This is a genomic window from Paracoccus sp. PAR01 (genome assembly GCF_014851995.1).
Lineage (GTDB): Bacteria > Pseudomonadota > Alphaproteobacteria > Rhodobacterales > Rhodobacteraceae > Paracoccus > Paracoccus litorisediminis.
In genome coordinates this window covers 473,254-489,307 of the sequence record NZ_JACVAW010000001.1, presented here as the reverse complement: position 1 = coordinate 489,307, position 16,054 = coordinate 473,254, and the positions used below count along the sequence as shown (strand labels likewise).

15 protein-coding genes are annotated in these 16,054 nt (G+C 65.4%); 9 read left to right on the top strand and 6 right to left on the bottom strand.

Annotated elements, in window-relative coordinates:
• Positions 1-2 precede the first annotated feature (2 nt).
• From IB235_RS02490 to IB235_RS02465, 6 genes are all read right to left on the bottom strand, one after another.
• Complete coding sequence (locus IB235_RS02490; protein ID WP_192335357.1) at positions 3-908, bottom strand: SMP-30/gluconolactonase/LRE family protein; 906 nt, start codon at positions 906-908, stop codon at positions 3-5.
• Positions 905-1,855, bottom strand: coding sequence for an ABC transporter permease (locus tag IB235_RS02485; protein WP_192335355.1), 951 nt, complete (start codon positions 1,853-1,855; stop codon positions 905-907). Before IB235_RS02485 ends, IB235_RS02490 begins: the two co-directional genes overlap by 4 nt.
• Positions 1,852-2,778 (bottom strand): ABC transporter permease, encoded by a 927-nt coding sequence (locus IB235_RS02480; protein WP_370576813.1) that lies wholly within the window; start codon positions 2,776-2,778, stop codon positions 1,852-1,854. The genes IB235_RS02485 and IB235_RS02480 overlap by 4 nt, the downstream gene beginning before the upstream one ends.
• The gene (locus IB235_RS02475) at positions 2,775-4,223 is read right to left on the bottom strand and encodes a sugar ABC transporter ATP-binding protein (protein ID WP_192335353.1); all 1,449 of its coding nucleotides are present in this window, start codon (positions 4,221-4,223) and stop codon (positions 2,775-2,777) included. The genes IB235_RS02480 and IB235_RS02475 overlap by 4 nt, the downstream gene beginning before the upstream one ends.
• Complete coding sequence (locus IB235_RS02470; RefSeq protein ID WP_192335351.1) at positions 4,223-5,236, bottom strand: ABC transporter substrate-binding protein; 1,014 nt, start codon at positions 5,234-5,236, stop codon at positions 4,223-4,225. The genes IB235_RS02475 and IB235_RS02470 overlap by 1 nt, the downstream gene beginning before the upstream one ends.
• Before the next feature lie 99 nt (positions 5,237-5,335).
• A complete protein-coding gene (locus tag IB235_RS02465; protein ID WP_192335349.1) occupies positions 5,336-6,319 on the bottom strand; it encodes a GntR family transcriptional regulator in 984 nt (327 codons plus the stop codon).
• A 56-nt stretch (positions 6,320-6,375) separates the two neighbouring features.
• On the opposite strand from IB235_RS02465, the gene IB235_RS02460 reads away from it, so the two are divergent.
• The 9 genes from IB235_RS02460 (at position 6,376) to IB235_RS02420 (ending at position 16,043) form a co-directional block, all read left to right on the top strand.
• Entirely contained in the window at positions 6,376-7,431 is a 1,056-nt protein-coding gene (locus tag IB235_RS02460) for an Ldh family oxidoreductase (protein WP_192335348.1), read from the top strand.
• A gap of 130 nt (positions 7,432-7,561) precedes the next feature.
• Positions 7,562-8,272 (top strand): FadR/GntR family transcriptional regulator, encoded by a 711-nt coding sequence (locus tag IB235_RS02455; protein WP_192335346.1) that lies wholly within the window; start codon positions 7,562-7,564, stop codon positions 8,270-8,272.
• 42 nt (positions 8,273-8,314) lie between these two features.
• Entirely contained in the window at positions 8,315-9,289 is a 975-nt protein-coding gene (locus tag IB235_RS02450) for a sialic acid TRAP transporter substrate-binding protein SiaP (protein WP_155038020.1), read from the top strand.
• Between the two features lie 69 nt (positions 9,290-9,358).
• The gene (locus tag IB235_RS02445; protein WP_192335344.1) at positions 9,359-9,931 is read left to right on the top strand and encodes a TRAP transporter small permease; all 573 of its coding nucleotides are present in this window, start codon (positions 9,359-9,361) and stop codon (positions 9,929-9,931) included.
• Between the two features lie 3 nt (positions 9,932-9,934).
• Positions 9,935-11,341 carry a TRAP transporter large permease gene (locus IB235_RS02440; RefSeq protein WP_155038018.1) on the top strand — a complete coding sequence of 469 codons (1,407 nt, stop codon included), beginning with the start codon at positions 9,935-9,937 and terminating at the stop codon, positions 11,339-11,341.
• A 10-nt stretch (positions 11,342-11,351) separates the two neighbouring features.
• Positions 11,352-12,419: an L-idonate 5-dehydrogenase gene (locus IB235_RS02435; RefSeq protein WP_192335342.1), complete on the top strand. Its 1,068-nt coding sequence runs from the start codon at positions 11,352-11,354 to the stop codon at positions 12,417-12,419.
• Complete coding sequence (gene uxuA, locus IB235_RS02430; RefSeq protein ID WP_192335340.1) at positions 12,416-13,615, top strand: mannonate dehydratase; 1,200 nt, start codon at positions 12,416-12,418, stop codon at positions 13,613-13,615. The genes IB235_RS02435 and uxuA overlap by 4 nt, the downstream gene beginning before the upstream one ends.
• Entirely contained in the window at positions 13,612-15,033 is a 1,422-nt protein-coding gene (locus tag IB235_RS02425; protein WP_192335338.1) for a mannitol dehydrogenase family protein, read from the top strand. The genes uxuA and IB235_RS02425 overlap by 4 nt, the downstream gene beginning before the upstream one ends.
• A complete protein-coding gene (locus IB235_RS02420) occupies positions 15,033-16,043 on the top strand; it encodes a zinc-binding alcohol dehydrogenase family protein (RefSeq protein ID WP_192335336.1) in 1,011 nt (336 codons plus the stop codon). Before IB235_RS02425 ends, IB235_RS02420 begins: the two co-directional genes overlap by 1 nt.
• Positions 16,044-16,054: the final 11 nt, after the last annotated feature.

Here is a 16,054-nt window from a genome sequence, read left to right as displayed (position 1 = left end):
CGTCAGCCGGGCCAGCCTGCCGCCGCTGCATTGACCGCCACCACATACAGGCTGGTCGTTGCGGTGATGAACAGCCGGTTCCCCCTCGGCCCGCCGAAACAGATGTTCGAGACGACTTCGGGGACGTTGATCTTGCCCAGCAGCGTGCCGTCCGGGGCAAAGACATGCACCCCATCCGCCGCCGAGGACCACAGGTTGCCGTTCGTATCGCAACGGATGCCGTCCGGCAGGCCACGGTCGATCACGGCGAAGTCGCGGCCATTCGTGACCTTGTCGCCCTGCACGTCGAACACCCGGATCACCGAAGGCACGCCCGGATCGTGGCTGGAGCCCGACTCGGCCACGTAAAGCAGGGTTTCATCGGGCGAGAAGCACAGCCCGTTCGGTTGGGTGAAATCGGTGATGACCGGTTGGGGCGCGCCCCCGTCCGCCGGAATGCGCCAGACATAGCTGCCAGCCTGCTCGGGATCGGCCCGGTAGCCCTCCAGATCAGAGAGGATTCCATAGGTCGGATCGGTGAACCAGACGCTGCCATCCGAGCGCACCACCACATCATTGGGCGAATTCAGCCGCTTGCCCTGATAGCTGTCGGCCAGCACGGTGCGGCTGCCGTCATGCTCGGTCCGGCAGACGGCGCGCAACCCGTGATGGCAGGTCACCAGCCGTCCCTGCGGGTCGCGGGTATTGCCGTTCGAGTAATCGGAATCCTCGCGAAAGATCGTGCAGCCACTCTCGGCGGTCCAGCGCATCATGCGATGGGCGGGGATGTCGGAAAACAGCAGCATCTGCGACAGGGGAAACCAGACCGGCCCCTCGGCCCATTCAAAGCCGCTGCCGATCTGGCGCAGCTGGGCATTGCGATGGATCAGCCCGGCAAAACGCGGGTCGCGAAGGTCGTAAAGGGTCATGGCTTGGCCTTTCTGCCGCTGGCAACGGCGACGATGGCGATGATGATCACCCCGGTCGACAGCAGGCGCACGCCCGCCCCCAGACCATAGGAATTCAGCATCGAGACAATCAGATACATGAACAGCGCCCCGGCCCAGATGCCCGGCACGTTGGAATTTCCGCCCGCGATGGATGAACCGCCGATCACGGTGACGGCAATGGACATCAAAAGGAACTCGGCCCCCATGTTCAGCGCCGCCCCGCCGGAAAAGCAGGCCAGCAGGAAACCGGTCAGCGCCGCCATCATCGCGCAGATCACATAGGTCGCGGCACTGACGCGGGCGACGGGGACGCCCGCCAGCCGCGCCGCCCGCGCATTCTGCCCGATGGCGGAAACGCGGCGGCCAAAGCCCGACAGGTTCAGAAGCACCCAGAAGCCGGCGCTGATCGCCAGCGCGACCCATGCAAGGTTTGGCACGCCCAGAAGATCGCGCCCGGTGGTGAAATCGGCCAAGGCGGGCGGCGGCTTGATCCGCAAGCCCCGGTTCGACCAGATTGCCAGCGATTGGTAGAGGAAGCTGGCCGAAAGCGTGGCGATGATCGGCGGAATACGCAGCAGCCGGATCAGCGCGAAATTGGCGATCCCCACGCCCGCGCCGATCAGCAGGGCGGAAAGCAGCCCGGCCAGCACCGTCGCAGGCCCGCCATCCATCCCGCCCATCAGCTTCAGCGACAGTGTGCCCGCCAGCGTCATCGTGGCCGGGATCGACAGGTCGGTATTGCCCGGACCCATGGTGATGACCAGCATCTGCCCCAGTCCCGTCAGGACCGAGAAACTGCCGAATGTCAGGGCGGCGACGGCGAGGGCCGCGCCTCCGCCGCCGCCGGCACTCATCGACCATGTGGCAAGGAAGGCCGCGAAGGCCGCGACCCAGGCCCAGAACCATGGCGCGCGATGCAGGGTCATGTCCGCTTCTCCGCCTGACGCACCAATAGCCGCGCGGCCAGCACAAGGATCAGGATCGCGCCCTGCGCCCCGATCTGCCAATCGGGCGACAGGCGCAGGAAGGACAGGAAACTGCCCGCCAGCGTCAGGGTCAGCGCCCCGATCACCGCGCCAATGGGCGAGACGCGCCCGCCAGTGAACTCTCCCCCGCCAAGGATCACGCCTGCGATTGACAGCAGCGTGTAGCGCAGCGCGATATTGGCATCCCCCGAGGTTGTCAGCCCGACCAGCGCCATTCCGGCCAAGACGGCAAAGCATCCCGCGACCGCATAGGCCATCGCCCGCAGCCGCACGGTCGAGCGTCCCGCCCGCGACACCGCCCGCGCATTCCCCCCCAAGGCACGCAGCCTGACGCCAAAGGCGGATCGCATGATCAGCAGATGCGCCACGCCCGCAATCAGCAGGCTCGCGATGATCGCCATCGGGACCAGCGGCGGTTTTGCCTTCATGATCGCGGTCAGCCAGACAGGCGAGGTCCCACCGGGCGAGGGCAGGATCAGCACCGCCGCCCCGCCCCAGACAAAGGACATGCCCAAGGTCACCACGATGGCGGGCAGTTGCCGCGCCTCGATCAGCGCGCCAAGGGCGGCATAGGCCAGCACGCAGCCCAGCAGCATCAGGGCCCCCAAGGCCGGATTGCCGGGCAGGATGGCGGCGGTGATGCAGGCGACAAGGCTGACGAAGGCCCCCATCGACAGGTCGATGTCATTCACCATGATGATGATCATCTGCGCCACCGTCGCCAGCGCGATCGGCACCGCCAGATTGAACAGCAGGTTGATCCCCACATAGCTCATGGCGCGGGGTTGCAGCCAGAAGACAGCGACGATCAGGATCGCCAGCGACAGGATCGGCAGGGCCAGACGCGGATTGATCAGCCTCACGCGGCATCCCCGAATTCGAAACTGGCGGCGAGGATGTTTTCCTCGGTGATGCGGGGGCCTTCCAGCTCGGCCGAGATCGCGCCGTCGCGAAAGACAAAGACGCGGTCGCAATTCAGGATCTCGTCCATCTCGGTCGAATACCACAGGAAGGTGCGGCCCTGCGCGGCCTCATGGCGGATCATGTCATAGACCTCGGTCTTGGTGCCGATATCGACGCCGCGCATCGGGTCGTCCATGACCACGACGGGCGCGCTGGTCGCAAGCGCACGGGCAAACAGCACCTTCTGCTGGTTGCCGCCCGACAGCGACAGGATGGGATTGCCCATATCGGGGGTACGGATGCCGATGCGCTTCTGCCAATCCGTGCCGATCGCGGTTTCCGCCGCGCGGTCGATCAGGCCATGGCGGGTCAGCGTCTCAAGCGCGGCCAGCGTCAGATTGCGGCGGATAGACCAGACCGGCATCACCCCGTCGCGCCGCCGGTCGCCCGCGACAAAGACCGCGCTGGGCCGGGCGGTGCTGCGCCAGTCCGAACCTTGCGACAGGTAGAACCGTGCCAAGGCCTCGGCCTGGCCGTGGCCCGCCAGACCGGCAAGGCCGACTATCTCGCCCCGGCGGGCCTCGATCCCCTCGGGGGTGCGCAGGACGGTATCGCCCAGATTGCGGGCCTGCGCGGCGGGGCCGGGCTGGTTTCTGTCATCGGTGACATGGCCCATCGCATCGACCAGCCCCTGACGGCTAAAGCCCGAGGTGGGCCGGTCCGCGATGATCCGCCCGTCGCGCATGACCACAATGCGGTCGGCGACGGCAAAGACCTCGCCCAGCATGTGGGAAATGAAGATCGCAGCGCCGCCATCTGCACAGAAGCGCCGGATATGGGCCAGAAGCTGCGCCGAGACCTGCGCATCCAGCGATGAGGTCGGCTCATCCAGCACCACCAGCCGGGCCGGGATCGGGCCTTCGGCGAAACCTATGGCGATCTCGACCATCTGGCTTTCGGCCAGCGACATCTCGGCGACCAGCATGTCGGGGCGGATGCGATGGCCGGGAAAGACCGCGTCCAGCGCCGTCCGGATGCGCCGCGCGGCAAGCCGGCGCCAACCCCAGCCGTTCAGGTCGCGCTGCACCACCTGCAGGTTTTCCAGCACCGTCAGGTTCGGGCAAAGCGTGCCTTCCTGCGAAATCGCGCGGATGCCGGCCATCCTATGGTCGCTTGTGCCGGGATAGCTGACCCGTCCGGCGCTGGGCGCGAATAGCCCGGTGATCAGGTTCACCAGCGTCGATTTTCCGGCGCCGTTATGCCCGACCAGCCCCAGCGATTCGCCGGGGCTGACCTGCAGGTCGACGTGATCCATCGCCTTGAGCGCGCCGAAACTTTTCGACGCGCCCTCCAGCATCACGACCGGGGCGGCGCGCGCCCCGGCTTCGGTATCGCCTGACACCATCACTTGGACTCGGAGATCACTTTCTTGGCGTCGTCCTGGCTGTAATCGACATTCGTCACGCCACCTTCGGGCGTCTCCTTCAGCGATTGGTCCAGCGTGTCCTGCGTCACCGACAGGAACGGCACGGTCAGGTCTTTGGGAACTTCCTGCCCGTCAAGGATCTGCTGGGCCACCCAGAAAGCCAGCGTGGACACCCCCGGCGCGATCGAGGTCGAGACGGTCTCGTACTTGTTCGCGTCGCGCTGTTCGGCCCACCATTTCAGCTCATCCTGACGGTTGCCCATGATGATGATCGGCGTGGGCCGACCCGCTGCGGCAAAGGCCTGCGCCGCGCCATAGCCGTCACCGCCCTGCGTCACCACGGCGGCGATTTCCGGCAATGAGGGCAGGATGCCCGCCACCGCCTTTTGCGCCACATCCTGCGCCCAGTCGCCATTGACCGAACCCACGATCTTGAAGTTCGGATGCGCCTTCACGCCCTCATCAATGCCCTGATGGATTTCGTCATCGACCGAGACCCCGGCAAGACCGCGGATTTCCAGCAGGTTGCCGCCCTCGGGCAGGCGCGTGGCCAGATATTCGAGCTCATCGCGGCCCATCTTGACGAAATCGACCTTGACCCGCCAGGCGCAGGGCTCGGTCACGATGCCGTCGAAGGACACGACCGTGATCCCGGCATCGCAGGCTTCCTTGATCGCGCCGTTCAGCGCGGTCGGAGAGGCGGCGTTCACCACGATCGCGTCATAGCCCTGCAGGATCATGTTCTGGATCTGCGCGGCCTGCTCGGTCGCCTGATTTTCAGCGGTGGTGAAGGCGTCGGCGCTGGCGACGACGCCATCGGCCACGGCCTTGTCGGTGACGCGTTTCCAGCTTTCCAGCATGGCCTGACGCCAGCTGTTGCCGGCGTAGTTGTTGGACAATGCGATCTTTTTCTGGGCCGTGTCGGCCATTGCCGGCGCACCAAGCGCCAGCGCCAGAGTGGTGGCAGTCAGCAGCAATCCCTTGCGGGTCATCTCCGTCTCTCCTCCCTGATCGGGCCCGGTCCGGGCCTCTCCCCAAGGCGCAGGATAGGCAAGATATCGCTTCTGCCTAGTAGGCTTTTCGGCGGACGTTCACGGGGTGATCCGCTCCAGATAGGACAGGGGTTCGGGCTGGATCATGTCCTGCACCGCCTCGATCCGCAGCATTGCCCGGCGGCGCGAGATGCGCAGATGCGCGACCAGTGCCGCCTTGGCGCTGTCGATGTCGCCGGTGCGCAACCGGGTGACGATTTCCAGATGCTCGGCAAGGAAGGGCTCGGTCCCGAACAGTTCCAGCGTCAGCTGATACAGCAGGTGATGGGCGATCAGCAGCGATTGCGGCAGGCGGATGGCGCGCAGCAGCGCGTCATTGCCGCAATAGGACAGCAGCTCGACATGCAGCCGGTGTTCCAGATGGTCCAGCAGGGCTGCGTCGCGATGCGCTTCCGGGGCCATCGCGGATTGCAGTTCGGCCTGCATGGCGTCCAGCAGGCCCGGCGGCAGATGCGGCAGGGCCTTTTCCATCGCCACCGGCTCAAGCAGCCAGCGCAGTTCGAACAGCTCGTCGATATGGCGCGGGGTCAGGCCGGGGGCGATCCAGCGGCCGCTGTCATCCTTGGTGATGACGCCGCGATTTTGCAGCCGACCAACCACATCGCGGGCAATGGTGCGGCTGACGCCATGATGACGGGCCAGTTCGGCCTCGTTCAGCCGCCAGCCGCCCAGCGACGTGCGCGAGACGACCTCCATCTCGATCCGGGGATACAGCATCTCCCATCCCATGCGGGGGATCAGGCGGCGCGGGCCTTCGGCGGCGGGGGGCGAGGCGGGGGCGGGGCCGGTCGCCACCACCCGGTAACGCCCGGATTGCTGCCGCTCCAGCAATCCCATCCCGGTCAGCGCTTCCAGCGCGCGGCGGGCCGGGGCGCGGCTGATGCCGAAGCGCTCTGCAATGCCCATCTGGGTCAGCGCCAGCCCGTCCGGCAAGCGGCCCTCGACGATGTCGCGCTGAAGCATCTGGGTCGCCTGCTGGTACAGGCGCGGGGCAAGTCGGGTCGGATCGGTGCTTTCAGGCATTGTGCGATCATCCGCGCTGTGGCTACTGTGTGCAAGGGACATTTAGGGGAGGAAACATGACCGACCAGCACCGCACCAGCCTGCACGAACTGGATCGCTTTTGTCGCGCGGCATTTCTGGCCGTGGGCGCGGATCAGGCAACCGCCGATGCCGCGACCCGCGCCATGCTGCATGGCACCCGCTTTGGCGTCGACAGCCACGGCGTCCGCCTGCTGCCGCATTATATCCGGGCGCTTGAGGGTGGGCGGCTGAACCGCAATCCCGCGCTCAAGACCGTCGGAGGCTTTGGCGCGGTCGAGGTGCTGGATGCCGACAATGCCCAAGGCGCATTGGGGGCCTATCGCGGGATGGAGCGCGCGGTGGTGCTGGCTGGGCAATTCGGTCTGGGTGCGGTGGCGATCCGCAACAATTCGCATTTCGGCCCGGCTGGGGCCTATGCACTGGCCGCCGCCGAGGCTGGGTTCATCGGCATAACCTTCTGTAACTCTGACAGTTTCGTGCGTCTTCATGATGGCGCGTCGCGATTCCACGGCACCAATCCGATCGCGGTGGCGGTGCCCTGCGCCGGGGGAGATCCGTGGTTTCTGGACATGGCGACCAGCTCGATCCCCTACAACCGGGTGCTGCTTTATCGCAGCCTTGGGCAGGAATTGCCCGATGCGGTCGCCTCGGATTCGGCGGGGCAGGACGTCACCGATCCCCATATCGTCGACATGCTCGCGCCACTTGGCGGTGCCTTTGGCTTCAAGGGCGCGGCATTGGGGGGCGTGGCCGAGATTTTCAGTGCGGTCCTGACCGGGATGAAGCTCAGCTTCGATATCCTCAACATGGACGGGCCGGATTTCGAAACCCCGCGTCAGATGGGGGCCTTTGTGCTGGCGCTGAACCCGGAAGCGTTTCTGGAACGCAGCGCCTTTGATGCTGGAATGCGCCGCTATGTCGACACCTTGCGCAATTCCCCGGCCCGCGAAGGGGCCAAAGTCATGGCTCCGGGCGACCGGGAATGGGATGTGGCCCGCGGGCGTGCCGAATCCGGGGTGGTTCTGGACCCAATCACGGCGCAGGAATTCGCGGCCTTGGCCGACAGGCTGGGGATCGCTACGGTGGCCTGACCAGTTAATGGGGATTTTCCTGCGGAATCCCCCGAAAAAATCCTTGACCGAGTCGGCAAACCGTCCCTAACCTGCAATTGGTCAAACCAGTTTGACCCCAGCTGCGTGGAGGCGGCTGACCGGAGGGAATATGCTCAACGATACCCGCCCCCGCCGGCAATACCGGCAGGTGGCCGATCAGATCATGGCGCTTGTCGCCACTCAGGCGCTTGCGCCGGGTGAGCGGCTGCCGTCCGAACGTGATCTGGCCGAGCTGCTCAGCGTCTCGCGCCCGTCGCTGCGCGAGGCCCTGATCGCCTTGGAGGTCGAGGGGCATGTGGAAATCCGCATGGGCTCGGGCATCTATGTCGGCACCCATCCCGCCCCGGAGGGCCCGAGGATCGGCATGGATGCCGAAGGCCCGCTGGAGATCCTGCAGGCGCGCGCGATCATCGAAAGCGCCATCGCCGAGGAGGCCGCGCGCCATGTCACCCATGACCTGATCGCCCGGCTGGACGACAATCTGCAGTCCATGGGGCAGGCGCTGAACGACCGCTCGCGGATGGTCGCGCTGGACGGCCAGTTCCATATCGCCATTGCCGCGGGCGTGGGGAATTCGGTTCTGGCGAACTTTACCCAGCAGATCTACGAAAAGCGGCTCTCACCGTTTTTCATGCAATTCTCGACCCGGTTCGAGGGGCCGCGCACCTGGCGTCTGGCGCTGTCCGAACATGGGGCGATCCGCGACGCCATTGCCGACGGCGATGCCAGCGCCGCGCGCGAGGCGATGCGCCACCATCTGAGCGAGTCGCAGCGAAGATTTACCGAAAGCTTTCTGGTGGAACGACACCAGCAAGCCTGACTGCCAACAAAGACTGAACTCAACGCTACTGGGAGGATACGCATGAAGTTCACGATCAAGGGTCTGTTCGGGGCCGCCGCCATGCTGATGGCCAGCACTATCGCCGCGCAGGCGCAGACCGCGCTGAAATGGGCCCATGTCTATGAGACATCCGAGCCGTTCCACACCGAATCCGTCTGGGCCGCCGAGGAAATCGGCAAGCGCACCGAAGGCCGCTACAAGATCGACGTCTTTCCCGCCTCGCAGCTTGGCAAGGAAGCCGACCTCAATCAGGGCCTGAAGCTGGGCACGGTCGATATCATCATTTCGGGCTCCAGCTTCGCCTCGCGCGAATACAAGCCGATCGGCGTGACCTATTACCCCTATATCTTCCGCGATCCGTCGCACCTGATCGCCTATACCAAAAGCGACGTCTTCAAGAAGCTGGCAGCGGGCTATGAGGAGGCCTCGGGCAACCACATCACCGCCGTGACCTATTACGGCACCCGCCAGACCACGGCGAACAAGGACATCAAGTCCTGCGCCGACATGAACGGGCTGAAGATCCGCGTGCCGGACGTGCCCGCCTATCTGGCGATGCCGCGCGCCTGCGGGGCCAACACCACCCCCATCGCCTTTGCCGAGGTCTATCTGGCGCTGCAGAACGGCACGGTCGAGGCGCAGGAAAACCCGCTGACCACCATCGAGGCCAAGAAGTTCTTCGAGGTTCAGAAGAACATCGCCCTGACCGGCCATATCGTCGACCACCTGAACACGGTCGTGTCCAAACAGCTGTGGGCCAACCTGTCGGATGCCGACAAGCAGATCTTCTCGGACGTGATGATGGAGGCCGCCGTGCGCGCCACCAAGATCGTCGAGGAGCGTGAAGCGGCGCTGGTCGACAAGTTCAAGGCTGACGGCATCAACGTCGTCGAGGTCGACAAGTCCGACTTCGAAAAGACCGTGCTGGAAAACGTCGCGCTGGAAGATTTCGGCTACAACAAGGAAGACTGGGAAGCCATCCGGGCTGTCCAGTAACCATCTTGGCCCCGGTGAACGGCCCGCCGGCGCCGGGGCATCCCCCTTTCCATTTCCGGAGCCTATGACATGGCAGACCAGGATCACACGCCCATCAGCGTGGAAGAGATGGCGCATGCCTTCGAGGATGACGCCGGCCCCGTCGACCTGACCCCTTATTCCATCGAGGATTGGGTCACGCTTGCGCTGTTCTGGGGCATGGCGCTGTGCGTCTTCCTGCAATTCTTCACCCGCTACGCGCTGAACAACAGCCTGGCCTGGACCGAGGAAATCGCCGCGAACTGTCTGGTGGTGATCGTGTTCCTTGGCTCGGTCATGTGTGTGCGGATGGGCCGTCACATCATCGTCGACCTGCTTTACAACATCCTGCCCCGCCCGGTCGTGCGCGCGCTGGAAGTGGTCGTGGATCTGATCTCGATCGGCTTCTTCGCCTACATGTCATGGCTGATGTGGCGCTATATCGCCGTCGTGGGCAACGAGCGCATGGTCACCGTCGACCTGCCGCGCGGCATCGTCTTCTACACCGTGTTCGCGTCCTTCGTGATGATGGCTCTGCGCGCGTTGCAGAACTTCGCCCGTGACCTGACCAACAAGAAAACCGTCCGTCAGCAGGCGGCTGAAACCGGCGTGACAGGGATCTGAACCATGCTTCTTCTGATCGGATCATTCCTACTTCTGATGATCATCGGCGTACCGGTCGCGGTCGCCATGGCCGTGGCATCGCTGGCCTATATCGGGGTCTATAACGTCGCCCCCGACATCATCGCGGCGCAGCGCATGATTGCGGGCGTCGAGAGCTTTCCGCTGATCGCGGTCCCCTTCTTTATCCTTGCCGGCAACCTGATGAACATCGCGGGTGTGACCGGGCGCATCTATCACTTTGCCCTGTCGCTGGTCGGCTGGATGAAGGGCGGCCTTGCGCAGGTCAATATCATCGGCTCGGTGGTCTTCTCGGGCATGTCGGGCACCGCTCTGGCCGACGCCGCCGGCATCGGCACCATCGAGATCAAGGCGATGAAGGACCACGGCTACCCGGTCGAGGCCGCGGTGGGCGTCACTGCCGCCTCCGCCACGCTGGGGCCGATCTTTCCGCCCTCGCTGCCTTTCGTCATCTACGGGATGATGGCCAATGCCTCGATCGGGGCGCTGTTCATGGCCGGTATCCTGCCGGGCATCGTGATGACCGTGCTGATGATGCTGACGGTCTATATCTTTGCCCGCCGCAAGGGCTGGGGTTCCGACACCCCGTTTCAGCTGAAGCAGCTTCTGGGTGCCTCGCTTGAGGTGGTGATCGTCCTCAGCTTCCCGCTGGCGATCTATCTGCTGGTGATGGCGGGTCTGTCGGTCAACGTGGCCGTGCTGATCGGGCTTTCGGCGCTGATCGCGCTGGACTGGTATTTCGACTGGCATGCGGTCATGGCGCTGATGGCCCCGGTGCTGCTGATCGGCGGCATGACCATGGGTTGGTTCACGCCGACCGAGGCCGCCGTTGCCGCCGTGATCTGGTCGCTGTTCCTTGGGCTGGTGCGCTACCGGACCATGACCTTCCGCAGCCTTGCGAAAGCCAGCTTCGACACCATCGAGACCACGGCCTCGGTCCTGTTCATCGTCACTGCTGCATCAATCTTTGCGTGGCTGCTGACGGTCAGCCAGGCTGCGGCGATGTTTGCGGACTTCATGTTCTCGCTGACCGACAACTGGTGGACCTTCCTGATCATCGTCAACATCCTGCTGCTGGTGGTGGGGGCGTTCCTGGACACGATCGCCGCGATCTCGATCCTGGTGCCGATCCTGATGCCGGTCGCCGCGCGCTATGGCATCGATCCGGTGCATCTGGGCCTGATCGTGACGCTGAACCTGATGATCGGGTTGCTGACTCCGCCGGTGGGCATGGTGCTGTTCGTGCTGTCGCGGATTTCCAAGATGTCGGTGGAACGCACCGCGCTGGCCATCCTGCCCTGGATGATCCCGCTGTTCGTGGCGCTGCTGCTGATCACCTTCATCCCGCAACTGACGCTGTGGCTGCCGACGCAGCTTGGCCTGATCCGCTAAGGGGATAGTCATGCGCACACGTGTCGCGCGTCTTTACGGCGCCCATGATCTGCGGGTCGAGGAACAGGAGGTTTCTCGTCCCGGTCCCGGAGAGGTTCTGCTGCGCATGGCGGCGGGCGGGATCTGCGGTTCGGACCTGCATTACTACCATGACGGCGGCTTCGGCCCCGTCAGGGTGCGAGAGCCGATCATCTCGGGGCACGAAGCCTCGGGCCGGGTACTTGAGGCGGGCGAGGGGGTGGACCTCGCCCCCGGTACGCTGGTCGCAGTCAGCCCGTCCCAGCCCTGCGGCATTTGCGAATATTGCCAGCGCGGCCTGCCGGTGCATTGTCTGGACATGCATTTCATCGGCAGCGCCATGCGGCTGCCGCATGAACAGGGGATGTTCCGCGACCTGTTCACCGTCCCCGCCCGTCAGGCCCACGCCTTCCCTCCCGGCGTGACCGAGGGCGAGGCCGCCTGCGCCGAGCCGCTGGCCGTTTGCCTGCATGCGGTCGCGCAGGCGCAGGAGCTGCTGGGCGATCTGGCAGGGCTGCGCGTCATGATCACGGGTGCCGGGCCGATCGGGCTGCTGGTTCTGGCGGCCCTGCGCCATGCGGGCGCGGATGGGGTCATCGTCACCGACCTGACCGATGCCGCGTTGGAACGTGCCCGTGCCATGGGCGCGGCCACCACGATCAATGTCGCAACCGACGCCACCGCCCTTGAGCCTTTGCAAAAGGACAAGGGGCAGGTGGACCTGATCTTTGACTGCTCGGCTGCCGGACCCGCCCTGCGCACCGCATTCGCGGCCATCCGCCCGCGCGGGGTGATCGTTCAGGTCGGCGTCACCGGCGACATCACCATCCCGCTGAATGCGCTGGTCGGCAAAGAGATCACCTGGCGCGGCTCGCAGCGGTTTCATGACGAATTTGCACTGGCGGTGTCGCTGATCGGCTCGCGTGCCATCGACCTTCGGCCTATCATCAGCCACAGTCTGCCGCTGGAACGCGCGCGTGAGGCATTTGACCTCGCCTCGGACCGCAGCATCGCCTGCAAGGTGCAGTTGACCTTCGCCCATGAGGAGCAACCCCAATGAAATACACATGGCGCTGGTTCGGTCCCGTCGACAAGGTGACGGTGCGCGATGCCCTGCAGGCTGGCGCGCATGGCATTGTCAGCGCGCTGCACCATGTTCCCACCGGTGAAGTCTGGACCGTCGATGGCATCCGCCAGCGTCAGGACGAAATCCGCGCGGGCGGGCTGACCTGGGATGTGGTCGAAAGCGTCCCGGTTTCCGAGGATATCAAGACCCAGACCGGCGACTGGCGTACCCATGTCGCGAATTGGCAGGAAACGCTGCGCCGGTTGTCGCAATGTGGCATCCGCACGGTCTGCTACAATTTCATGCCGGTGCTGGACTGGACCCGCACCGACCTGCGCTGGGAGACGCATCAGCAAGCCCGCGCCATGCGTTTCGACCTGCCCGATTTCGTGGCTTTCGATCTGCATATCCTGAAGCGTCCGGGCGCAGCGGATGATTACCCCGAGGCCCTGCAAGCCGAGGCAGCACGCCGCTTTGCCGCCATGTCCGATGCCCGCATCGCGGAACTGGGCCGCAATGTCGGGGCGGGGCTGCCCGGCTCGGCCGACGGCTATACGCTGGATCAGCTTCTGGCCAAGCTGCGGACCTATCAGGGCATCGACGCCGCGCGGCTGCGCGCGAACCTTGTCGATTTCCTCAGCCTCGTGGTTCCGGTCGCCGAGGAAGTCGGCATCAACATCTGCGCCCATCCCGACGATCCGCCATGGCCGCTGCTGGGCCTGCCGCGCATTCTGTCCACCCGCGATGATTACGCCCATATGCTGGGGCAGGTGGACAGCCGCGCCAATGGCATGACGCTGTGCAGCGGTTCCTTGGGGGCGCGCCCCGACAATGACCTGCCGCAGATCACCCGCGAGTTTGCGGACCGCATCCATTTCGTCCACCTGCGCAATGTCACGCGCGAGGCCGACACCACCCCCTGTTCCTTCTATGAGGATGAGCATCTGGAAGGCGGCACCGATATGGTCGAGGTCATTGCCGCCCTTCTGGCCGAAGAAAAGCGCCGCCGCGCCGAGGGGCGCGAGGATCACCAGATCCCGATCCGCCCCGATCACGGGCAGGAAATCCTTGACGACCTGACCCGAGGCGCGCAGCCCGGCTACCCCGCCATAGGTCGCCTGAAGGGTCTCGCCGAGCTGCGCGGGATCGAGCGCGCCTTGTCCCATCCGCGACTGGGGGCCTGCGCATGACACGGCTCACCTCTCAGGCGCTGCTTTCGGATGGCGTCACGCTGCCCGATTTCGACCGCGCCACCCTGCTGCCGGGCATCGTCCATCTGGGCTTCGGCGCGTTTCACCGCGCGCATCAGGCGGTGTTTACCCAGCGCGCGCTGAATATCGACCCCGACGCATGGGGCATCGTTGCGGTCAATCTGCGCTCGCCGGGGCCGATCCGCGACCTTGAGGCGCAGGACGGGCTTTACACGGTCGTCACCCGTGGTGCGGGTGGCGACAGCGCAGAGGTCATCGGCGTGACCGAGGATTGGCTTTGCGCCGCCGAGGATCTGCCCGAACTGCTCGACCACCTTGCCGATCCCGCGATCCGCATCGTCACCCTGACCGTGACCGAAAAGGCTTACGGCATCGACCCGGCGACGGGTGGCCTTGACCGGGCGCATCCCTCGATCGCAGCCGATCTGGCTTTGCCGGATCGGCCGAGCAGCGCGGTCGGGCTGCTGGTCGCGGGCCTCTCGCGCCGTCGGGCCGAGGGGATCGCGCCTTTCACCGTGCTGACCTGCGACAACCTGCCCTCGAACGGGCGGGTGCTGCGACGGCTGGTGACCGAGTTCGCTGCCGTCACCGACCCCGAGCTGTCCGACTGGATCGCGACCGAGGTCTCATTTCCCTGCTCGATGGTGGACCGCATCGTGCCCGCCGCCACCGACGCCACCCGCGCCCTTGCGGCGACTCTGACCGGGGCCGAAGACGCGCTTGCCATCGAGACCGAGCCCTTCATCCAATGGGTGATCGAGGACGATTTCCCGCAGGGCCGCCCGGCCTGGGACAAGGCGGGCGCGGTCATGGTCGCCAATGTCGAGCCCTATGAGAACATGAAGCTGCGTATGCTCAACGGCGCGCATACGCTGATCGCGCATCTGGGCATCCTGAACGGGTTGGAGCATGTCCGCGACGTGATGGCCGTGCCCAAACTGGCGGCGCAGGCCCGCGCCCATATGCTGGCAGCGCAGGCGACATTGGCCCCGGTGCCGGGGATCGATCTGGACCGCTACCGCGACGATCTGCTGGCGCGCTTTGCCAATCCGGCCATTGCGCATCGCAATATCCAGATCGCCATGGATTCGACCCAGAAACTGCCGCAGCGCATCCTGATGCCCGCTGTCGACGCGCTGGAAGCCGGGCAGGACATCACGCCCTTTGCGCGCGTCACCGGCGCATGGATCGCGGCGACGGCCAAGCGCCGCGATGCCGATGATCCGCGCCGTGCGGAACTGCTGGCGGCTGTCGCGGCCATGACCGATGGTGATCCGGCGGGGCCGTTTCTTGACTTGCCGGGGCTGTTCCCGCCCGTGCTAGCCGACAGCGCCACATGGCGCGCGGCGGTGAATGCCGCCGTCACCGAATTCGCCTCTGCGGAAAGGAACGCCTGATGAAAGCCCTGATCTGCCCCGAACCGGGGCAACTGGCCCTGATCGAGCGTCCTGATCCCCAGCGGGCGACGGGCGAAGTTCTGGTCCGCATCCGCCATGTCGGCATCTGCGGCACGGATTTCCACATCTTCGGCGGCAAGCACCCCTTCCTTGAGTATCCGCGCGTCATGGGCCACGAGCTTTCCGGCACGGTCGAGGAAGCGCCCGAGGGCAGCGCGCTGAAAGCGGGCGATGCCGTCTATATCGTGCCCTACCTGTCCTGCGGGACCTGTCAGGCCTGCCGGATCGGGCTGACCAATGCCTGCTGCAATATCAAGGTGCTGGGCGTCCATACCGATGGCGGCATGGCGGAACTGATCTCGGTCCCTGCGCAAAACGTGATCCCGGTGGGGGGCATCGCGCTGGAAGACGCGGCGATGATCGAGTTTCTGGCCATCGCCGCGCATGGGGTCAAGCGCGGCGGCATCACCGCCCGCGACCGCGTGTTGGTGACCGGCGCAGGCCCCATCGGCATGTCCGCGATCATCTTTGCCAAGGCGCGCGGCGCGCATGTCACCGTCATGGATACGCGCGAGGATCGTCTGGGTTTCGCGCAATCCGATCTAGGCGCGGATGCCGTCCTGTTCGCTGATGCTGACGCCGAAACCAACGCCGCCCGTCTGACCGGCAATGACTGGTTCGATGTGGTCATCGACGCGACCGGGGCCGCCCCGCCTATCGAACGCGGCTTCGGCTTCCTTGCTCATGGCGCGCGCTATGTGCTGTTGTCGGTGGTGCGCCAGGACATCCGCTTCTCGGACCCCGAGTTCCACAAGCGCGAGGCCACGCTGATCGCCAGCCGCAATGCCCAACCCGACGACTTCGCCGAGGTGGTGGCCCAGATGCAGGCGGGACGGGTGCCGACCCGCGCGCTGAACACCCATCGCGGCTCCCTGTCGGACGGGGTGCAATTGTTTCAGGACTGGTCGCGCCCCGAGGCGGGCGTGATCAAGGCCATTCTCGATCTTTGAAGGAGCGAAGC